General features: G+C 38.0%; 20 protein-coding genes. 13 read left to right on the top strand and 7 right to left on the bottom strand.

The window, feature by feature from the left end:
* Positions 1–9: 9 nt before the first annotated feature.
* Entirely contained in the window at positions 10–375 is a 366-nt protein-coding gene (locus GJV03_RS01690; protein WP_154129328.1) for a MerR family transcriptional regulator, read from the bottom strand.
* A gap of 239 nt (positions 376–614) precedes the next feature.
* On the opposite strand from GJV03_RS01690, the gene GJV03_RS01685 reads away from it, so the two are divergent.
* Positions 615–1,124: a hypothetical protein gene (locus GJV03_RS01685; RefSeq protein ID WP_154129327.1), complete on the top strand. Its 510-nt coding sequence runs from the start codon at positions 615–617 to the stop codon at positions 1,122–1,124.
* A 293-nt stretch (positions 1,125–1,417) separates the two neighbouring features.
* On the opposite strand, the gene fadA is transcribed toward GJV03_RS01685, so the two are convergent.
* Positions 1,418–2,590: an acetyl-CoA C-acyltransferase FadA gene (fadA, locus tag GJV03_RS01680; RefSeq protein WP_004718442.1), complete on the bottom strand. Its 1,173-nt coding sequence runs from the start codon at positions 2,588–2,590 to the stop codon at positions 1,418–1,420.
* Between the two features lie 12 nt (positions 2,591–2,602).
* Positions 2,603–4,756 (bottom strand): fatty acid oxidation complex subunit alpha FadB, encoded by a 2,154-nt coding sequence (gene fadB / locus GJV03_RS01675; RefSeq protein ID WP_004718440.1) that lies wholly within the window; start codon positions 4,754–4,756, stop codon positions 2,603–2,605.
* A 432-nt stretch (positions 4,757–5,188) separates the two neighbouring features.
* On the opposite strand from fadB, the gene GJV03_RS01670 reads away from it, so the two are divergent.
* The 10 genes from GJV03_RS01670 (at position 5,189) to GJV03_RS01625 (ending at position 15,121) form a co-directional block, all read left to right on the top strand.
* Entirely contained in the window at positions 5,189–6,181 is a 993-nt protein-coding gene (locus GJV03_RS01670) for a hypothetical protein (RefSeq protein WP_105714616.1), read from the top strand.
* Positions 6,182–6,408: 227 nt separating this feature from the next.
* Complete coding sequence (lpxO, locus tag GJV03_RS01665) at positions 6,409–7,353, top strand: lipid A hydroxylase LpxO (RefSeq protein ID WP_004718437.1); 945 nt, start codon at positions 6,409–6,411, stop codon at positions 7,351–7,353.
* Between the two features lie 109 nt (positions 7,354–7,462).
* A complete protein-coding gene (locus GJV03_RS01660; protein WP_004718435.1) occupies positions 7,463–8,086 on the top strand; it encodes a PH domain-containing protein in 624 nt (207 codons plus the stop codon).
* A gap of 135 nt (positions 8,087–8,221) precedes the next feature.
* Positions 8,222–8,641 carry a PH domain-containing protein gene (locus GJV03_RS01655; protein ID WP_154129326.1) on the top strand — a complete coding sequence of 140 codons (420 nt, stop codon included), beginning with the start codon at positions 8,222–8,224 and terminating at the stop codon, positions 8,639–8,641.
* 62 nt (positions 8,642–8,703) lie between these two features.
* On the top strand, positions 8,704–9,201 hold the full coding sequence (locus GJV03_RS01650; RefSeq protein ID WP_154129325.1) for a hypothetical protein: 498 nt from the start codon (positions 8,704–8,706) through the stop codon (positions 9,199–9,201).
* Between the two features lie 193 nt (positions 9,202–9,394).
* Positions 9,395–10,222 carry a hypothetical protein gene (locus GJV03_RS01645; protein WP_151956263.1) on the top strand — a complete coding sequence of 276 codons (828 nt, stop codon included), beginning with the start codon at positions 9,395–9,397 and terminating at the stop codon, positions 10,220–10,222.
* Positions 10,223–10,332: 110 nt separating this feature from the next.
* The gene (gene uvrC / locus GJV03_RS01640; protein ID WP_354666821.1) at positions 10,333–12,132 is read left to right on the top strand and encodes an excinuclease ABC subunit UvrC; all 1,800 of its coding nucleotides are present in this window, start codon (positions 10,333–10,335) and stop codon (positions 12,130–12,132) included.
* 126 nt (positions 12,133–12,258) lie between these two features.
* A complete protein-coding gene (locus GJV03_RS01635) occupies positions 12,259–13,053 on the top strand; it encodes a thioesterase family protein (RefSeq protein ID WP_154129324.1) in 795 nt (264 codons plus the stop codon).
* A gap of 105 nt (positions 13,054–13,158) precedes the next feature.
* Positions 13,159–13,746: a CDP-diacylglycerol--glycerol-3-phosphate 3-phosphatidyltransferase gene (gene pgsA, locus GJV03_RS01630; protein WP_004718416.1), complete on the top strand. Its 588-nt coding sequence runs from the start codon at positions 13,159–13,161 to the stop codon at positions 13,744–13,746.
* A 214-nt stretch (positions 13,747–13,960) separates the two neighbouring features.
* Positions 13,961–15,121: a hypothetical protein gene (locus GJV03_RS01625; RefSeq protein WP_154129323.1), complete on the top strand. Its 1,161-nt coding sequence runs from the start codon at positions 13,961–13,963 to the stop codon at positions 15,119–15,121.
* A gap of 102 nt (positions 15,122–15,223) precedes the next feature.
* Here GJV03_RS01625 and GJV03_RS01620 read toward each other — a convergent pair whose 3' ends face one another.
* From GJV03_RS01620 to GJV03_RS01605, 4 genes are all read right to left on the bottom strand, one after another.
* Positions 15,224–15,442, bottom strand: a complete 219-nt coding sequence (locus GJV03_RS01620) for a hypothetical protein (RefSeq protein WP_056516559.1) — start codon at positions 15,440–15,442, stop codon at positions 15,224–15,226.
* A gap of 172 nt (positions 15,443–15,614) precedes the next feature.
* Positions 15,615–16,256 (bottom strand): hypothetical protein, encoded by a 642-nt coding sequence (locus GJV03_RS01615; protein WP_354666820.1) that lies wholly within the window; start codon positions 16,254–16,256, stop codon positions 15,615–15,617.
* A 35-nt stretch (positions 16,257–16,291) separates the two neighbouring features.
* The gene (locus GJV03_RS01610) at positions 16,292–16,699 is read right to left on the bottom strand and encodes a DNA polymerase III subunit chi (protein ID WP_004818553.1); all 408 of its coding nucleotides are present in this window, start codon (positions 16,697–16,699) and stop codon (positions 16,292–16,294) included.
* Complete coding sequence (locus GJV03_RS01605; protein ID WP_154129322.1) at positions 16,692–18,140, bottom strand: leucyl aminopeptidase; 1,449 nt, start codon at positions 18,138–18,140, stop codon at positions 16,692–16,694. The genes GJV03_RS01610 and GJV03_RS01605 overlap by 8 nt, the downstream gene beginning before the upstream one ends.
* 144 nt (positions 18,141–18,284) lie before the next feature.
* Between GJV03_RS01605 and lptF the strand changes: the two genes are divergently transcribed.
* Entirely contained in the window at positions 18,285–19,385 is a 1,101-nt protein-coding gene (lptF, locus tag GJV03_RS01600) for an LPS export ABC transporter permease LptF (protein ID WP_035371793.1), read from the top strand.
* Positions 19,385–20,455 carry an LPS export ABC transporter permease LptG gene (gene lptG / locus GJV03_RS01595; protein WP_151956266.1) on the top strand — a complete coding sequence of 357 codons (1,071 nt, stop codon included), beginning with the start codon at positions 19,385–19,387 and terminating at the stop codon, positions 20,453–20,455. The genes lptF and lptG overlap by 1 nt, the downstream gene beginning before the upstream one ends.
* The last annotated feature ends 11 nt before the right edge of the window (positions 20,456–20,466 follow it).

Here is a 20,466-nt window from a genome sequence, read left to right as displayed (position 1 = left end):
TGATCTCGATTAGCGCTTGGTTTCTTCAATTTTTCCTTGCATTAAAAAAGATGCTAATAAGCTTTGAGATTTTTTGAGTTTGGCTAATTTTTCTGAAATATGTTCTAACTCCATTTCTAATGTCTCTTTGGCAACTGGGCATAAGGTAAGTTTTTCCTCAGCCAAATCGAAACATGGCAATAATAATTTAATGTCTTTTAAATGCATGCCTGCATCATTGAGAACTTTAATTTTTTGAATATCCTCGATGTTTGCTTGATTATAATCTCGATAGTGATTCGCTGTTCGTTGCGGACGAATTAATCCTAGCTCTTCATAATAACGGAGCATACGCGGGCTGACTTGAGTTATTTCAGCAACTTTAGCAAGATTCATAATAGACCTCTTATAAACTGAAATGGATCAGTTGAAAAAATTTATCGGTGGCTCTATTCAAGCTGTTGAGTGAGCAAAACCTATTTAATCTTTATTTCAGAATTTTAACAGTATTTACCGTTTATCTGAGCTTTAGTGAATCTCGCTATAATTTGTTATAGCCTATTTAATAGACAGTATTAAATGTATTGAATCATTTTATTGAATGTATAGGATGATTTATTTTTTAGGTGAAATGTATGAACTTTATCAAAGTTTCGATACTTGCAACGGCTCTTTCTGTTTGGTTACCCACTGTACAGGCAGAAGAAGTTGCCTCATTGCCTACCATTAAAGTGATGGCGGATTCTGAACTACGTCAAGAAGCTGTAGGTGTTATTCCTTATCAAGAAGATAAGGATGTACGTAAAGCGTTACAGCATCAGATCATTAAAAAAGAGAATGAGATCCAAAATTATGTGATAGGCGATAATTTTGCTGTGCTTGATATGCAGCCCAAAGCCTCTGAACCGAATATAAATCAAATTTCTTCACCATTACTCAGAGAGTATGTTTTGGCTGTAGCTGCTGGTTTGCAGTCCTCTGATCCTACAGCAGGTTTGTTTACCATGATGGAGCCACTTTCGATGGGGATGAATCGCGAGAAAGCCTTAGAAGCAGTTCGTAATGGAACTTTTAAGTTGAATATCGATGCTGACCGTTTAGATTTGATGTTAGGTGATAAATGGCGAAGCGGCTTACCGAAGTGATAATCTTTTAAATTTTAAGAATATTATAAAGTCAATCTGTAGATTGGCTTTTTTGTATATTGAGTTCTGTCCTAAAATTAAACTTGGTGAATGCTTGCAAATAATAGCGAGAACAATTCAACGACTACAGTTACAGCTTGGTTTCTAAACTGTCTGCATTAGATCAAGTGAGTAAAAGTAAAATGATCTATAAAAAACTCAAAATGAATAGAGTCTTTTAGGGAAAGTTGGATCACTTTTAATAAAATCCCCGCATTAAGCGGGGATTTTATATCTTAGTATTTAATTAAGAATTAAACACGTTCGATAATTGTCGCGATACCTTGGCCAAGACCGATACACATCGTTGCAAGACCGATTTGAGTATCTTGTTGTTCCATCACGTTCAACAATGTAGTGGTGATACGTGCGCCTGAACAACCCAATGGGTGACCCAATGCAATCGCACCGCCGTTTAAGTTGATCTTGTCTTGCTTGTCATAGATGTTCAAGCCTTTCATTACAGAAAGACCTTGAGCAGCAAATGCTTCGTTTAACTCGATGGTTTGGATGTCTTCCATTGTTAAGCCAGCACGTTTAAGCGCTTTCTGTGTTGCAGGAACAGGACCATAACCCATGATCGCAGCATCACAGCCTGCAATCGCCATAGAGCGAATCACAGCACGTGGCTTAAGACCTAAAGCTTGAGCACGTTCAGCAGACATTAACAACATTGCCGATGCACCATCAGACAATGCAGAAGAAGTCGCAGCAGTTACAGTACCACCTTTAGGATCAAATACTGGACGTAATGCTTTGAATGCTTCAAGGTTTGCATCTGGACGAATTACTTCGTCGATGTCGCAAAGGATTTTGAAGCCATTGGCATCATGACCTTCAACACCCACGATTTCGTTTTTGAAACGACCTTCCTGAGTTGCAGCCCAAGCGCGACGATGAGATTCAACACCAAACGCATCTTGTTCGTCACGGCTAATGCCATTCATACGACCTAACATTTCAGCAGTTAAGCCCATCATGTTAGATGCTTTCGCATAATGCTTAGATGCTTCTGGGTTAAGGTCGATGCCGTGCATCATACCAACGTGACCCATGTGCTCTACACCACCGATGATGAATACATCACCTTGGTTGGTTGCAATTTGCGCCGCAGCAGTATGGATTGACTGCATAGAAGAACCACAGAGGCGGTTTACAGTTTGACCACCAACAGTCTTTGGCAAGTCAGCCAATAACACGATGTTACGGCCAATGTTCATACCTTGTTCTAGGGTTTGGTTAACACAACCCCAGATCAAATCTTCAACTTCATTGACATCAAACTGGTTACGAGCAACTAAAGCACGAACCAATTCAGCAGATAAGCTGTCAGCACGTACATTGCGGAACATACCGTTTTTGGTTTTACCCATTGCAGAACGTACGCCATCAACGATGACAACGTCACGTGGATTTAAAGTAGCCATTCACGTTGCTCCTTAACCGTAGAATTTTTTGTTGTTTGCAGCCATGTCACGCAACATTTGTGGCGCTTCATAAGCCTTACCTAAGTGTGCATATTTGTCGCAAAGCGCAACATATTCAGCAACACCTGTTTGGTCGATGTAACGCGCTGGACCACCACGGAATGGAGGGAAACCTACACCCATGATCATTGCCATATCTGCTTCAGAAGCAGTAGAAACAATGTTGTCCTCTAAGCAACGAACAGTCTCGTTACAGAACGCGAGCATCATACGGTCAATAATTTCTTGAGCATCAAACTCGTGCTTTTCAGTGGTTGCCATCGTTGCAACAAGCTCATACGCAGTTGGATCAATAGATTTCGCTTTCTTACCTTTACGATCAAGCTCGTATTTATAGAAACCGATGTCATTTTTTTGACCAAGACGTTTGTTTTCGTACATGATTTCGATCGCGCCTTTATAGTCAGGCTTCATGCGGTCTGGGAAACCTTCAGCCATAACTTCAGCACCATGTACACCAGTGTCGATACCCACAACGTCGATCAAATAAGCAGGTCCCATAGGCCAGCCGAATTTTTCCATGACTTTGTCAACTTGTTGGAAGTCTGCGCCATCTTTAAGCAGAAGGTCAAACGCACCAAAGTAAGGGAACAATACACGGTTTACAAGGAAGCCAGGGCAGTCGTTTACAACGATTGGTGTTTTACCCATTTTCTGAGCAAGAACAACAGTTGTCGCAATTGCTTCTTCAGATGTTTTCTCACCACGGATCACTTCAACCAAAGGCATCATGTGAACTGGGTTAAAGAAGTGCATACCCACGAAGTTTTCAGGACGAGTCAATGCATTTGCAAGACGCGTGATTGAAATCGTAGAGGTATTTGAAGCAATGATTGTGTTGTCACGAACTTTTGCTTCTGTATCACGTAACACAGCTTCCTTGATTTTAGGATTCTCTGTGACTGCTTCAATCACGATGTCAACTTCTTTAAACTCGTCATAGCTTAAAGTAGGACGGATGCGTGCAAGTGTTTCACCCATTTTTGCAGGCGTCATCTTTTTACGTTCAACTTGTTTAGTCAACAAGCCATTCGCTTCAGACATACCCAAAGCAAGCTGTGGGTTACCGATGTCTTTCATGATGATTGGTGTGCCTTTGCTTGCCGCTTGGTAAGCAATACCGCCACCCATAATACCCGCACCTAAAACAGCTGCTTGGTTAACAGGGTGAGCACCTTTTTCATGTTTTTTCGATGCTTTTTTCACAACTTGGTCATTGATGAATAAACCGATCAATGCACCTGCTTGTGGTGTAATCGCAGCTTTAGCAAATGCTTCAGCTTCAATTTTTAACGCTTCATCACGTTTTTGACTTACACCTGCTTGAAGTGAATCAAGAAGAAGTTTTGGCGCAGGGTATTGAGCAGGGTTTGCTTTCGCAAGAACCACACCTTTAGATGAGTTAAACGCCATCATTTGTTCAAGCATGTCTAATTTAACAGGCTCTAATTTTTCTTGACGTTTTGCTTTCCAGTCTAAACGACCAGAGATTGCTTGTTTAACAAGATCAATCGCAGCTTCTTGGAGTTTGTCAGCTGCAACAACTGCATCTACAGCACCGTCTTTCAGCGCAGCATCTGGACGTTTGTTTGCTGAAGTCGCGATCCACTCAACCGCATTGTCAATACCAATCAAACGGCTTAGACGAACAGTACCACCGAAACCAGGAATGATACCCAGTTTAACTTCTGGTAAGCCCACTGTTGCAGCATTTGACATTACGCGGTAGTCACATACCAAACACATTTCAAAACCGCCGCCCAATGCAATACCATTGATCGCAGCAACTTTAGGAATCTCTAGATCTTCAAAAGCGTTAAAAATCTCGTGAACAGGCATTGCCCATTCTACAATTGCACTTTCACCTTGCTTAAAGTTTTCACCAAACTCAGTAATGTCTGCACCAACGATAAATGTTGATTTACCAGAGGTAACGATTAGACCTTTCACTTCACTGTTATTTTTTACAGCTTCAATAGCAGCTTTAAAGTCTTCAATCGTTGCACGGTTGAATTTGTTAACAGACTCACCTTGTAAGTCAAAGCGGAATTCTGCAATTCCGTCCGAAAGCAATTGGACGGTAATGGCATTGCCAGCGTGGATCATGCCCTGATCTCCTTTTTTGGAGGACTTCTTAAGTTGATGTTTTGAAGTGTGTATGCAATTCCCGCACACATTTCGACTTCACTAATCTTACGATAACTATATCTAAAAATAACCTAACAAGTTGTATCAAGCCGTGACGCAAGGGTCATCAATTTTTTTTGAGTAGAAGATTAAATTAAGCTTTTAAATTTTAATAATTTTATAGGTTTATTATATAAATATTTGAAATTTATTGATTTAATGTAAATTTCTTTGAACATTTCTTTAGCGAAATGGATAATAATAGGCATACATAGTGATTCATTTTTTTTGTCATTTAGGTCAATTGATATTGAATTTAATTTTTCGCCTATGAAATTTTGAAAATAAATTGAATATTCTGTATAGCAAATGTAATATTTGTTTGGTATTTATCACAAAAAAGAACCCATTATGTCTATACAGAAAAAGAAACTTGCATTCACTGCTATTTGTTTATCATTATTACTTGTTGGATGTGGAGGCGGTGGTGACTCCTCATCAAATAATTCGAACACTTCAACGGCACAAGACAGCTTAGATAATGGAACTCGCTATTATTTCGTTGATTATGAATTAGACAATGATTCTGATAATTTAACTATGGAATATTTTGAAATTTTTAATAAACAGTTTAAGGATACGGAAGCTAACAAAAGTTTAGATGAATACATATTAACAGCCAACAAATTATATACTCCGCGAGATATTGCGGTGAATACAGTTGCATTAAATTCTTTGACTTCATGGACCTCAACATTCATTGGTAATGTTAAAACGGATATTAAACTAGAAAAAATTGATATCTCAGGAAAAAATATTTTTGATACGGTTTTACCTGGCTATCGTAGTTTAGGTTTTGATAGTGAAAATAGTTATTTTGAAGCACGAAAATTATTAGCTTCATATGGCAATGATCGTTTTCCACAGGGAAGTAACTGTTATCGTTTTATTTCTCGAAAGAATAACCAAGACTATTTTAGCTTCAATACAGATAATGAGTTTAATCAAACATTTGAAGAATTTAATAACGACAATCTTGGCTATGTTGATTATTTGAATAAAAAATATGAAGCATTAGGTATAACTTATCGCTATTCAAGTGGTAGCTGGCAAAATGTTCCGTGGACGACCATTTATGAAACCGATACGGGTGTGGGGAATAGTGATGCGGTAGCAGTTAAATATCAAAATAGGACATATTTGGCGGATTACAACAGCAGTATTGAATGGACGAGTACTAAAGAAATTAAACAATGGGAAAAACTGCTGGGAATAGCCACAACAGATGAACAAAGAAGAACAGCAACGTTAAATATTGAGAAACTTAAGAAAGGGTGCGCTGTATATAATTCAAAAGCTGCATCAGCTTTGGCTTCTTTAAGACTGATTGATTGGAATAAATAAGAAAAAAACTTAGATGTCTGTCTAATAAAACTTAAACCAAATTTGTAGTCACCTCTACAAATTTGGTTTGTTTTTAATAATAATTAATAAAAAACATCCAATTAGATCATTGTGGCTTTTTGATTTATAGATTTGTTATAATTTGTAGAAACATTCTCCCTTTTTGAGATTTAAAATTCTATCAGCACATGTTGCTTGATTAACCTGATTAATGAAAAGAGTGCTGTATGATTAAATGGATCATATTGGCGATTTTTGTGATTTCTGCTTTGTATATCCAAAATCGCGGTAAAGTGCGACATTCGTTTTATCGTCAATTTTTTGACCATTCAACGATACTCGCACCAATTAACTTTCTCATGTATATGTTTTCAAAAGTGCCGAATCAGCCGTATATCGACACACAACATTTTAAAGATTTAAAAGTGTTAGATGAAAACTGGGAAATGATTCGTGAAGAGGCGCAAGCGTTATATGCCAAAGGTGGAATTAAGGCTTCAAGTACATATGATGACTTAGGCTTTAATTCATTCTTTAAAACAGGTTGGAAACGGTTTTACCTAAAATGGTATGACTCAGCGCATCCGTCAGCAGCAGAACTCTGCCCGAAAACAACTGAATTGTTGAAAACCTTGCCAAGTATTAAGGCGGCAATGTTTACAGAGCTTGCACCTGATAGTCGATTAGTGCGCCATCGTGATCCTTATGCAGGTTCATTGCGTTATCACTTGGGGCTCATTACACCAAATGATGATCGTTGCTTTATTGACGTAGATGGTCAGCGTTATTCATGGCGGGATGGTGAAAGCGTGGTTTTTGATGAAACCTATATTCATTATGCTGAAAATACCACGGACCAAAATCGTATTATCTTCTTTGCTGATGTAGAGCGCCCATTAAAAACAAGGTTTATGCAGCGCTTTAACCACTGGTTTGGTAAAAAAGTGATGACAGCTGCCAGCTCTCCAAATGAGGCGGGCGATCAAACAGGGGGGTTAAACAAAGTTTTTGGTTATGTGTACCAAATCCGCATTAAAGCCAAAGCCTTGAAAAAAACCAATCGTCAGTTGTATTACTTTTTAAAGTGGTTCTTGATGTTAGGGATTTTCTTCCTGATTTTTATTCGACCATATATGTCACAGATCATTGCATTTTTTGAAAAAATGATTTGATTTAAAGCGCCCATCAGGGCGTTTTTTTAATAACAAATTTTGACTTGAGTTTAACGCTCGTTTTTTTTAATTTACTTTCATAATTTATAAAAGCGCTGGAAAACACAAAATGTTTAAAAATTTAGCCTCAGAAATGATGGGTATGAGTGATATTGGAACAATTATTGAGCCACATGATTTCAATAAAACAGATATTGATGATTATATTTTTCATGAAGATAACGAGAAAATTTTCTTTGTCATCAAAAGTAAAACAGATGAATATTGTTTTACTAATGTGGCCTTTATGCACCTCGATGGTAAAAGTGCGATCAGTAAAAAACGCATGTTGTACCGCTACTTGTATAAGCACAACCCAATTAAAAATGTACTTTTAGAAACCGCTGGTACCGTGGATTTAGATGCTGAAATCAAGTTCCAATTAGGTGAACAGCATTTCTCTATCGATATTGATAAAAAACAAATCGAGAAAATTCGCGATCTCTATAAAGCATTATTTACCATTGGTGAAACCTGCAAAGAGATCAATCGTAAACGTAATGTGCTATTACAAAGCACTGACAATGTGCAGAAAATGTTTAACTTACGAGAGCTCAGTGAACAGGCAATTTTAAATTTACCTGAAATCATCAATCAGACTGCGCAACAAGTTGAAGATTATGCCAACCAGCGTATTCGACAAATTGAGAATTATGATTTTTCTGAAATTTTTGATCGCTATTTAAAAAATTGATGTTTAGACTTTTAGTCAAAAATTAAAACGCTCGAAAGGGCGTTTTTTATTATGTAAATCGATGATTTTATAGTCATATTTAACTCGAAATTCAGATAGAATAATATTTTATATGGGGAAACTTTGAAGAGCGTGATGCAAAAATTTCATACTAAAATTGATTGGTGGATTTTAGGCTTTTTAATCGCAATGACAGGTCTGCTGATTCAATTGCTCTTTACCATGTATGCAAAGGGCACTATCGTTGAATATCCTGAACATACAGCGGTGTATATTTTAACCATTGCTGTGATTTGGTGGCCAGTTTTCAATACACGCTATATCGTTGAAAATGAAGCATTGATCATTCATAGTCTTTTTTTAAAATGGCATATCCCTTTGACAAGCATTCAAAAGATTAGCAAAACCAATAATTCAATTTCATCACCTGCATTATCTTTAGATCGTTTGAAAATCGAATATATGAAAGACGGAAAAATCAAACAGGTCTTGGTTTCTCCAAGAGATCAGCAGGCCTTTCGTCAGGCAGTAGAAGTAAATAGTTCTCAGATTTAAATAAATAGAGAATAGCGATCGTGTGTGATAAATATTTTAGAATCATCATAAAGGAATTCATTATGGGCTTTTCTTTACTGTTTATACGGATAAAAAATCAGGAGATTGTCGATGCCGATCGTGATGGACTCGCCAAATTTTTAGCGGAAAATGAATTATCTGTTCATACTCAAGTAGGCAGTGGAGCATTAGTTGATCAGAATGAAAAGGCTTTAGCTTTTAATGGTTATGTGAGTGATTTATATTTAGACCCATTAGAGCAACCTAAACCTATTACAGGTGGAATATACCATGCCACACTAAGTGAAGAAGAATGCATCTTTATTTATGATCTGTGCATGGCTGGAAAAATGCTGATCGTCAATCCGCAAGCTAATCCTATGTATATCATCCCAGCTACTAATCATGAGCAACACAATATTCCCGATTTGAATGATGCTGTATGGGTGAATAGTGCAGCAGAAATGTTGCTTGTACTTTCACAAGGCTTTAATGCATTTAAAGTTTATAAAGAGAAAGTAATGAGGCAATATAATGATAAAGATCATCCTCAAGCCTGATTTTTATAAACGGTAAAATAGCTCTTTTATAGACATGAAAGATAAAGGATAAAGTCTAACTAAAGGTTTGAATAATGTTAATAATCAACTATATGAAAATAAAAACAGTGAAAATTTAAACGATTTACACTTGTGATTTTACGAAATATTGGTTAATAATGATTCAAAATAAATAGTACAGTGAATCTATATAATGAAAAAAACAATATTTTTTATAATCAATGCTTTAATTTTAACAGCTTGTGGTGGCGGATCAGATGATTCAAAAAAAGAATCAAATAAATTTGATACCCTATACTCATTTCAAGGTGGAGGTTCTAACTTACTACCGAAAGCAAAAACTTACCATATAAAGGAGAATAAAAATCTTTTGGTTCAAGATGCTTCTATAGAAGAAACTTCAAAATATTATCTAACTCAAAATGCGATTTCGACATTTAGCTCACCACAATTAGATCAAAACACATTTTTGCTGAGTGAGTCTGCAACATTTGATGGAAAGAAATTACAATATTCAGTGAGTAATTATATTGCTGAACGACCTTTGGTTTTATCTTATCAATATAAGAAAATTGATGTCTCAGGGCAATTGATCACGGATGATATTAATAACCCAATCCGTCAAATGAATAGTAGTGCGGCAGGTCAGATTTTAGTTGCAATCTTAGGGTTAGGTTATTCGCCAAATGAAGTATTTCCCAAAGGCTCTATTTGTTGGCAAAGTTTGTCAGCCAATAGTAATCAGGAATATATTGAGTTCTTACCGTATATCGTTGATGCAAAGGTATTTGCAGATTTAGAAATAGAAGCAACAGGAAATTGGAGTAATGTGGCTTGGACTCGATTCAAAGATAAGGAAAACACCCTATATAGCAATGTAAAGCTCACAATAGATGGAAAAGACTATCAAGGAAAATATCATCCTCAAAATGAATTTTTTTATCATAAATCTGATGAGTTGGCGTGTAATTGGATGAACCATACCGCTTATAAAGCTGTTAATCAGCCCTTTGAAAAATGAAAAATCAAGATATTTTCCAATTGAAAGCGCAAGTAATTCACTCAAGTAGACTTGAAAAATGGATGATCTAACTACATCATCCATTTATAGTCCAAAGTTAAAAGTCTACTGTGAACGAAAACGCACGTGAAAATATCGAAAAGATTCTAGCCAATATGACGACTTTACCTGGCGTGTATAAAATGCTGGGAAAAGAGGGTGAATTATTATATGTCGGAAAAGCCAAAAATCTAAAAAATCGCGTACTGAGTTATTTTGTCAAAACCATTGAACACCCGAAAACACAGGCTTTGGTTGCACGTATTTATAATATTGAAACCCTTGTCGTCCGTTCTGAAACCGAAGCTTTATTGCTCGAACAGAATCTAATAAAACTGCATCGCCCACCGTATAACATTATGTTGCGTGATGATAAATCCTATGTCTATATTTTTGTCTCCGCAGATAAACCTTATCCGCGGATTGCTTCAGGGCGAGGCAAAGGCAAACATCAAGTGGGTAAGTTTTTTGGACCCTATCCAAGCGCTTATAATGCAAGAGATACGCTTTTAGTTCTACAAAAATTATTTAATGTCCGCCAATGTGAAAACAGCTATTTTTCACAGCGTAAACGTCCTTGTCTGCAATATCAGATCAAGCGTTGTACTGCGCCTTGTGTGGGGCTGATTTCAGCCGAAGCCTATAATGAAGATGTACAAAACTCGATTCGTTTTTTAAATGGTGATACCAAAGAACTGAATCAGGAATTGATTCAAAAAATGGAACAGGCGGCAGAAAATTTAGAATTTGAGAAAGCAGTATTTTACCGTGACCGCATGGCCTTACTGCGTGATGTCCAAGCACAACAAGCCATTTATAAAGTTAAAGGCGAAGCGGATATTCTTGCCATTGCCTATCAAGCGGGTGTGACCTGTGTACAGATCATGCATGTGCGTAATGGGAAAATGCTGGGTGGGAAAAGTTATTTTCCCGATATGTTGGGTGATGATTTGGGGCAAATGTTATCTGATTTTATCGCCAATTTTTATTTTCAGGTCGCAGATGAAGTTCCTGCTGAACTGATTGTCAATGTGAATGTGACAGACCGAAAAGAACTAGAAGAAGCTTTACATCAACAGTTTGAAAAGAAAATTCAGATTAAACACAATGTTCGTGAAACTCGTGCTGAATGGCTTGAGTTGGCTGAAATGAATGTTCAGCATGCGATTAAAGGAAAATTAGCCAATCATTTAGAATTAAATGAGCGTTTTCATCAATTGGAACAAGTTTGCGGACGACCTGTTGATCGTATTGAGTGTTTTGATATTTCGCATACTATGGGCGAAGCAACCATTGCATCATGTGTGGTTTTTGATGCAGGTGGCGCACGTAAACGCGATTATCGTCAATTTGCGATTGAAGATATTACCGGCGGTGATGATTATGCCGCTATGCGCCAAGCCTTAACACGCCGTTATAAAAAAGCCATGTTACCCGATTTATTACTGATTGATGGGGGTAAAGGGCAACTTCATATGGCGATGGAAGTTATGCAAGAGCTTGGTTTAGATGCATTTATGGTGGGTGTTTCCAAAGGTGAAGGGCGTAAACCCGGTTTAGAAACACTGCATTTTACCGATGGCACGAAGATTCAGCTTCCTGAAGACCATAAAGCTCTGCATTTGATTCAGCAAGTCCGTGATGAAGCACATCGCTTTGCAATTACCAAGCATAGAGCTAAGCGAGATAAACGTCGTGGAGGGTCGGTACTTGAGGCTATTCCGGGCTTGGGTCCAAAACGTCGCCGTGATTTACTGACCCATTTTGGTGGTATTCAAGGGGTACTTAAAGCCTCTGAACATGACTTAAAAAATGTTCCTGGTCTAGGCGATGTTATGGCACGAATGATTTATAAAGTGTTGCATGAATAATATCGTTATTGTTCTCGATGATGAGTAGCATTTGCCAAAACAACCATTGACGCATGAGTCACTGATCATTTTCATCTCACGTTAAATATGAAACAGTACAGCAAAGATCGAAAAATTGGACAGATCATGTCATTAGAATCGCTATTTCAGCAGATTGAACAGGAAGAATGGATTGATATTCCTCGAGGATGGTTGCAGGGGCGTACCATCTTTGGTGGTCTCGTTGCAGGTATGTTGGTTTATAAAGCAATTGCAACCATTCATGATCCAGTTAAAAAGTTGTTAAGTTGTAGTGTCACTTTTGTTGGACCTGTTGAAGAAACGCCAGTGAAATTGACTGCTGAAATCCTGAGACAGGGTAAATCAGTCACGACGATTGAAGTCAGATTGTGGCAAAATGAGGCTGTGCAAAGTATTTTAATTGCAAGTTTTGGTAGCCAACGGGATTCTAAAATTCAAGTGTCTTTAGAGCCTCAAGCCCCTGATTTTCCGTCACTTGATCAGATTAATATTGTCCCTAAATATTTACCTTTTCCAGAGTGTGTAAAAAATTTCCAACTGGCATGGACTGAAGGGAATTATCCAATGTCAGGCAGTAAACAACCTGATTTTTCAGGTTGGTGTCGTTTTGACCCTGAGCTACATGCCAATCGAGCAATGAATGTCTCAGATATCATGACCTTAATGGATGTTTGGCCACCCGGTGTATTGCCGATGTTTAAACTGCCAGCACCTGCAAGTACACTGACGTGGCAAGTAACGTTTATCCATCCTTTACAAAATCAGTTGAATGATTGGTTCAAATATAAAGTGATTACAGACTTTGCTGAGCATGGATATGCAACAGAACATGCCTATCTTTGGGATGAACAAAATCGACTCATTGCGATTGCAAGACAAACGGTTACGGTATTTACCTAGTCGACAGTTTCATGTGAATCGTTTAAAGTACTAAGGAAATAGAGCTTCACTCTAAATTATTATTTACCTTCATTCGGGTAAGTAGGGGACTCACTGGCGGTGTCTATGACTACAGGTCGTATCCTGAATATTCCAAATATCTTGACGCTTGCTCGAATCGCGTTAATTCCTGTTTTTTTAATTATTGCCTATTGGCCACCTGCAATTGGAGTGGCTGGACATACTGGTGGTATGACGCGTCATATTATCTTGACTGCAATTTTTGTTGTTGCTGCAGTCACAGATTGGTTTGATGGTTATCTGGCACGAACATTAAATCAAACCTCAGCTTTTGGGCGGTTTTTAGATCCAGTTGCAGATAAATTAATGGTGGCAGCAGCATTGATTGTTTTAGTGCAGTGGCAACCATCAATCACTATGGCATTTGCTGCAATTGTGATTATTTCACGTGAAATTACAGTTTCAGCACTGCGTGAATGGATGGCTGAATTAGGTGCACGTACCAATGTGGCAGTCTCCACGGTGGGTAAATATAAAACAGCCTTTCAGATGATTGCAATCACGGTGTTTTTACTGAATTGGCAGCCGCTTGAAATACTGGCTTATGCCTTGTTATATACCGCGGTCATTTTGACACTCTGGTCGATGTTTATTTATTTAAAAGCAGCGTGGCCTTATTTAAAACAGCCTTAATCTGCGCAAATGAATGCAATATACAGATCAAAGCCTTTCTCTCGTGAAAGGCTTTTTTTGTGCTTGAAAGTCAGTACAATGGAAAGATTGATGAAAACAGATACAAATCATTAAACATCATCTTGTGCTATATTGAAAATCCATCAAATTACAAGAAACACTGTAACTGGAATATTGAGAAACACGCCATTGCAGGTAAAATTAAGGAATACACATGGCAGCATTGCTTTATTTATCGAATCAAAATCTGTATTTATTGGATGGGAATAAAAGTATTACGGTTCCTTGCCAAGCGATTGACTTATATAAAAAGAATTTAGTTGAGATTCAACAACGTAAAGATTGGAAAACCAAAGGTACGGGTGCACAGTTCATGGGAGCATCGTCACAAAATGATGAGGTGGATTTAAACCATATTTTCCCCACAGATGTTGCTCTTACTGTTGATCATAAAATGATTTATACCGCTTGTTTGCAAGAAGGCACTTCGATCAATATCAAATCATTGACAGATTTACAAGAAACCGAAGGCTTAGTATTACGAAAGAATGATTTTGTGGTGCAGGACATGGCTTATGATGAGTCCAAAAAGCGTTTAGCACTATCCGTCAACACACAGGGCTATGAACGACATATTTGTATTCTGCCTTTAGACGCCAATCGAACACAGTATTTGACCGAAGGGGATTGTCAGGATTCAAATCCATGTTTTGATCCGCGAGATACCATGCAGTTGTATTATGATTCGTGTGGTTTAGCCTATGGTGAACACCGTATTGCCTATAGTCCCAAAGAAATTTTTCATTTGGATATGGGAACAGGCGAGTTGCAAACAATCGCTTCAAATCCAAAGTTTGATTTCTTTAAACCAAAAATGGATGGGCTGGGTAATTTGTACTTTATTAAGCGCCCATATTCCCGTGATGGTTCTCACCAATCTCCTTTAACAACGTTTAAAGATATTATTTTTGCGCCTTTTAAAATTATTCGTGCGATTGTGGGGTGGTTGGATTTCTTTACTCAACGCTATACGGGTGAATCGTTAAAAACAACGTCTGGAAATAATCCAGCCAAATCGCAACAAAAGTCAGAAGAAGAACTATTTGTTGAAGGTAATTTGATTAAGGCTCAGCAAAACTTAGAACGTAATCAGAAGGCTGGCGAAAAATATCCTGGGATGATTCCAAACTCGTGGGAGTTGATCAAAATGACAGCTTCTGGTGAGATGATCGTATTAAAAAAGGGCGTGATGAGTTTTGCTTTAAAAGACAATTCTATTTTTTATTCCAATGGAAAATATTTGGTTGAAATTGATCAAAACAACAATGAGACCTTGCGGGTTGAAGCAAAGCTAATTTCAAAAATTATCTGTTGAGGTTTTGTGTTTCCACACTACATTTAGATAAACCAAAGCCGAAATGAGACTTTGGTTTATCTAAGAAATTGCTTTGAGAACGAGACAAAATATCAGGCTTAATTAGTTTTTGATAATCGTCAAAGAGGTATGTTCAAAGCGCGATTTTAGCTTGTCTGTATCTGTCAGTGAGAACGTCCCTTTTTCAGATTCCCGAGAAAGAAATACTGAAAGCGATTGAAAATCTACACGGCTAATCAGTAAATCTTGTATAGAAACAGTCCATTTTTCACCTGAATGTAGTCGCGCAATTTGGTTCGAAATGTGGTTAAGCAGATCCATTTTATTCATCCTGATGCAAGTGATTGGAAATTTTTATCTTGAAAATAAAAACTCACTGAGTTGATCACTTAAAATATTTTTAACCTGTACACATAAGCTTTAAAGCCATCCGAGATGACTATCATGTGACATTAATATTGCATTTTCGTGACAAGTAAACGTGGATATCCGATTAAAATAAATAAACTTTATTTTTTTCTGTCGAAAAATTTGAATTTGCCAAAATATATTCAATTTCTTCTTTTGCCGCAGTTTGCAGTTTGCTACGTAAAGCATTTAGGCTCTGTTCGATTAGCGTTTCTGCTTCTAACTCAAGACGTAGACGAACACTTTCCAACTCTGAAGTCATTTGTGCATCTGTGATGCGGAATTGCCCATTGGCATAATCTATTGCTGGATAATCAGGATTTTTAGTGTATTTTTCACTATATTCTGAAATTTCAATATCAATTTGTTGACGTAAATTTTGTAAGGTCAATTGTTGATGTTCAAACTGCTGAATTTCATCTTGTTGTAGTTCTAAATTATATGCGTGCTGTAGTGCTCGTTTTTCAGCTAAAGATTTTTCAAGAGCCAATTGTCTACGGATTCGCGCTTCTTCAATCAGCTGGGCTTTTAGCTCAGCATAGGCGTGTTCAACTTGGAGTTGCGCCACTTGCATTTGGCGTTGGTCGTTACTTAGCCAGTCCTGTACATTTGTTGTCGGGCTGAGAAGGTCACAGATGCGGTTGAGGTCATCTACAAAAGTTTGGCGTACCGCTTCAGGCGTATCTAACCAGCGCTTTTTAAAATCTTGACCGACATTTAATGTCACCACATATCTCCTTGATATAAAATGAGAATGAAGAATTAAAGTTTAAATGTTTGAGGCGAAACACCCATTCGTCGATAGGCTTTATATTTCTCTCGACCAATTTGTTTTGCTGACTCAGCATTTTCAATAATTTCTATAATGTGACTAAATTGTGTCACTTGTTCAAGTGCTTGATTGTTAAAATTAAACACAATCCAGTCTAAAGACTCAGGTAATCTTGAAGAAATACAGATCGGTGCATCAATTTGATCAATTCCATGCGCAATAAAACTGGTCGGATCAAAACTCCATAAACGTTCATCCAGTTGTTGCTGCATGTCTACATCAGGGCAATGCAACCAAACTTTGGCTGCATTTCGTAAAATTTTACGACATAAACGACAGGCACTTTCCACCTGCCGTTCAGGGCTTTTTTCAAACAAATAAAAGCTAATTTTAGCCATTCTTTTGTACACGGTTGGCAATTAATTGCATCAACAATGGTACTGGACGTCCTGTTGCACCTTTATTTGCACCAGAATTCCACGCTGTACCTGCGATATCTAAGTGTGCCCAACGATAGTCACGGGTAAAGCGTTGTAAGAAACAGGCCGCTGTAACTGCGCCAGCTTTTGGACCCCCAATATTGGCAATATCGGCAAATGGCGAATCAAGTTGTTCTTGATAATCGTCATATACGGGCATACGCCATACACGGTCAAATGCAGTGTGTCCTGCTGCTGTAATTTCTTCTGCAAGTTCATCATCTGGTGTAAATAAACCAGAAACCACTGAACCTAAAGCGACCACACAAGCACCAGTCAGTGTTGCAATATCAATCACTAATGCAGGATTAAAGCGCTTAATATAGGTTAAGGTATCACAAAGGACTAAACGACCTTCGGCATCGGTATTCAGGATTTCAACCGTTTGCCCACTCATGGTGGTTACAATATCACCAGGGCGAGTTGCATGACCAGAAGGCATGTTTTCAGCGGCGGCAATTGCACCGACAACATGAATCGGGAGTTTCGCTTCACAAAGTGCACGAATCGTACCCAGTACAGATGCTGAACCACACATATCAAATTTCATTTCATCCATGCCTAAGCCTGGTTTTAATGAAATACCACCTGTATCAAAAGTCACACCTTTACCCACGAGCACGATCGGTGCTTGATCAGGATTGGCTTTATATTCAAGCGTAATCACACGCCCTGGACGATCAGAACCTTTGCTTACCGCAAGAAAAGCATGCATGCCTAGATCAGCAAGTTGTTGTTCTTCAAGTACAGTCACTTGTAAAAGCTCAGGGAATTCAGCTGCTAAAGCATGTGCTTGTTCTGCTAAATATTCAGGGAAGCAAATATTAGGAGGGCAGTTACCTAAGTCACGAGCAAAGTTTTGTCCCTTTTGAACAGCTTCAATAAGCGTGATCTGCTCTGCACTCAGACTCGATTGCGTTGCAATAAATTCAATATTTTCTAAAGTAAATTCATTCTTCTTCGATTTGAATTCATCATAAGCATACGCAGCTTGCGTCAAATTTAATGCAAATAGATAATGTAACTCAGACGGCAAAGCCGAAATATCAATGCTAATTTTTTGGAATTTTTTTTGTGAAGCTTTGATAATGGTTTGTGCGATTTTTGCTAATTTCGCGGCTTTAATTTCGGAGGCTTTATCTATGCCGACTAAAGTACATTGCGTAACTTGAGTTAGCTTTCCGATAAGTGGTAGAGTTTCGTTTAAACTTGCTTTGAATTGAGTGTTTTCAATTATGCTGCTCAAGTCATTGATTTTATATGTTTCTTGAGCTTGCTTAGCGTTTTCAGAATCCACCAGAATAAATAACGACTGGCTAGATGTAGACGCTGAAAATGACGTATTGATCGTAAGTTTCATGTGTTGTCTTTGTGCCTTTTGTACATTTCAAATCATTAAACCATTGAACCACTTCAAATGGTAGAATTTCAATCTAGTTTTATAATTTTAACTTCGGGTAAACTAGCGCTACATCACGATATTACCCTTATTTGGAAGATTAATTTGATTATTCGACGTTACCTTGTCAAACAAGTCGTTTCGACCTCTCTTGTGGTTGTCACATTATTGACAGTCATTATGATGGGTGGGCAATTGATTAAACGATTTGGTCAAGCTGCTATGGGGCGTGTAGATCCGAGTATTCTATTGAGTATTATCGGTTTTCGTTTACCTGAGTTTTTGACTTTAATTCTTCCTTTGGGTTTCTTTATTGGGTTGATGCTGGTTTTTGGTCGTTTATATGTCGATCATGAAATGGCGGTACTGAACGGGAGTGGTATTAGCCGTATTCAAGTCGCCAGATTATTGATCCCACTGACCGTTATTTACTTGTGTGTACAAAGTGTCTTAATGATCTGGATGTCTCCATGGGGAATTCGTCAATATGAGCAACTGATCTCTACACAAGCGGTACGAACGGGCTTTGATTTAGTTCGGCCACGTGAGTTTATTTCTTCGGGAGCTTATACGATTTATGCTGGCTCTTTATCTGAAGATCGTAAAAATCTAAAAGATATTTTCTTTTATCAACGTGCTGAAAAAGAAGGTAAACCTGATGTCATGATTTTGGCAAAGGAAGCAACACGGATTGAAATTGCCAATGAAACTGCCAGTGTTGTCGATTTAGTCCAAGGCCGTCGTTATGAAATTTATCCTGGAACACCCAAATATAGTCAAACTGAATTCCAATCATATCGTTTGCGTTTAGAAAATAATAAAGAAGCCAAGTTTGAAAGTGATGAAGTCGAGGGGCTATCATTTGGCAAATTGCTTGAAAATAGAAATGACCCCGTTGTGGCAAGTGAATTGGGATGGCGTTTATTTGTTCCATTTTCTATTATTGTCGCTTTAATGCTGGCAACAGCACTATGTGAAGTCAGCCCTAGACAAGGTCGCTATCTCAAACTTTTCCCTGCATTATTGATTTTTGCCAGTTTAATTGTGGCACTTATGGCAATACGAACTCGTATCAGTAAGGATGAGGTGGGTGTTTGGGCATATCCTGCAGTGTTATTATTCTATGCTGTTGCTGCCGCTCTATTTTCAAGAAAACAGAAATTAGCACCTAAGATTAAAAAGCAAATACAGCGAGTAAAATCATAATGTTAGCACGTAGAATTGTCGCAAAACATGTGACGAAAACCACCTTGCTCGCCATGTTAGGTGCGACCGCAGTTCTTGCCAGCTTACAGATCTTATTCACCTATTTGGGTGAGTTAAGTGATCTAAAACAAGGCTATACGGCTTGGAATGCATTGCAATATGTTTTATGGGGTGCACCTCGTTATTTGTATGAGATTCTTCCAATTGCTGCCTTGATCGGCGCTGTATTGGGCTTAGGCTCAATGGCTTCCAACAGTGAATTGATTGTGATGCGAGCGGCGGGTATTAGCCTATGGCGTATTGTCGGTTGGGTGATGCGTTCAGCAATGCTTTTGGTGGTGCTTTCATTTTTATTGACGCAATTTGTGATTCCCTATACCAACGAGCAGGCGAAAAGTGTTAAAAGCCATCGCAGTGTCGCGGCGCTTGGGGAAGTTAAAGGTTATTGGACGCGTGAAGGGCAACGCTTTATTTATATTGATTATGCCAATTCACAAGGAACGCTAAAACAAGTTCAAGTTGTCGATTTTGACGAAAATTATCGAATGAAATCGTTACTGAATTCGGAAGAAGGTCAGTTCTTAAAAGAGGGTCAATGGAATTTAAAACAAAGTGCCCAAGTCAATTTATTGGACAATGGTCAAGCTCAAGTTGTCAATAAAAACCAACAGGATTTAGCGCTCGCATTGCAACCGAAATACGTGCATATGGTGACAATCAATCCTGAGGACTTAGCACCTACACAGTTATTGAGTTTTATGCAATATATGCATGAATATAGCCAAGTACCGAAGACGTATCTGTTGGCTTTCTGGAAAAATATCGGTTCACCATTTGCATTGCTTGCTTTGGTCTTGATTGCCTGTTCATTTATTTTTGGGCCTTTGCGTCAACAATCTATGGGTTTTCGTTTAGTGATCGCATTATTTGTTGGTTTAGGCTTCTATTACATACAAGACTTCTTGGGTTATGCAAGTTTGGTCTACGCACCATCTCCAGCTTGGTTTGTATTTTTGCCAATTGTATTGATGTTTGGTATCGGCAGTTATTTGTTGTATAGAGCAAGATAATTTTATGAATC

Origin of the sequence: Acinetobacter sp. RIT698, from assembly GCF_009668065.1 — a bacterium.
GTDB classification, from domain to species: domain Bacteria; phylum Pseudomonadota; class Gammaproteobacteria; order Pseudomonadales; family Moraxellaceae; genus Acinetobacter; species Acinetobacter guillouiae.
The sequence above is the reverse complement of the archived record's forward strand: the minus strand, read 5'-3'. Positions and strand labels throughout refer to the sequence as shown.

Bases quoted from the DNA above. Each gene is read 5' to 3' on its own strand.
- GJV03_RS01690 (WP_154129328.1), bottom strand. From the start codon at position 375: ATGAATCTTGCTAAAGTTGCTGAAATAACTCAAGTCAGCCCGCGTATG.
- GJV03_RS01685 (WP_154129327.1), top strand. From the start codon at position 615: ATGAACTTTATCAAAGTTTCGATACTTGCAACGGCTCTTTCTGTTTGG.
- fadA (WP_004718442.1), bottom strand. From the start codon at position 2,590: ATGGCTACTTTAAATCCACGTGACGTTGTCATCGTTGATGGCGTACGT.
- fadB (WP_004718440.1), bottom strand. From the start codon at position 4,756: ATGATCCACGCTGGCAATGCCATTACCGTCCAATTGCTTTCGGACGGA.
- GJV03_RS01670 (WP_105714616.1), top strand. From the start codon at position 5,189: ATGTCTATACAGAAAAAGAAACTTGCATTCACTGCTATTTGTTTATCA.
- lpxO (WP_004718437.1), top strand. From the start codon at position 6,409: ATGATTAAATGGATCATATTGGCGATTTTTGTGATTTCTGCTTTGTAT.
- GJV03_RS01660 (WP_004718435.1), top strand. From the start codon at position 7,463: ATGTTTAAAAATTTAGCCTCAGAAATGATGGGTATGAGTGATATTGGA.
- GJV03_RS01655 (WP_154129326.1), top strand. From the start codon at position 8,222: ATGCAAAAATTTCATACTAAAATTGATTGGTGGATTTTAGGCTTTTTA.
- GJV03_RS01650 (WP_154129325.1), top strand. From the start codon at position 8,704: ATGGGCTTTTCTTTACTGTTTATACGGATAAAAAATCAGGAGATTGTC.
- GJV03_RS01645 (WP_151956263.1), top strand. From the start codon at position 9,395: ATGAAAAAAACAATATTTTTTATAATCAATGCTTTAATTTTAACAGCT.
- GJV03_RS01635 (WP_154129324.1), top strand. From the start codon at position 12,259: ATGTCATTAGAATCGCTATTTCAGCAGATTGAACAGGAAGAATGGATT.
- pgsA (WP_004718416.1), top strand. From the start codon at position 13,159: ATGACTACAGGTCGTATCCTGAATATTCCAAATATCTTGACGCTTGCT.
- GJV03_RS01625 (WP_154129323.1), top strand. From the start codon at position 13,961: ATGGCAGCATTGCTTTATTTATCGAATCAAAATCTGTATTTATTGGAT.
- GJV03_RS01620 (WP_056516559.1), bottom strand. From the start codon at position 15,442: ATGGATCTGCTTAACCACATTTCGAACCAAATTGCGCGACTACATTCA.
- GJV03_RS01610 (WP_004818553.1), bottom strand. From the start codon at position 16,699: ATGGCTAAAATTAGCTTTTATTTGTTTGAAAAAAGCCCTGAACGGCAG.
- GJV03_RS01605 (WP_154129322.1), bottom strand. From the start codon at position 18,140: ATGAAACTTACGATCAATACGTCATTTTCAGCGTCTACATCTAGCCAG.
- lptG (WP_151956266.1), top strand. From the start codon at position 19,385: ATGTTAGCACGTAGAATTGTCGCAAAACATGTGACGAAAACCACCTTG.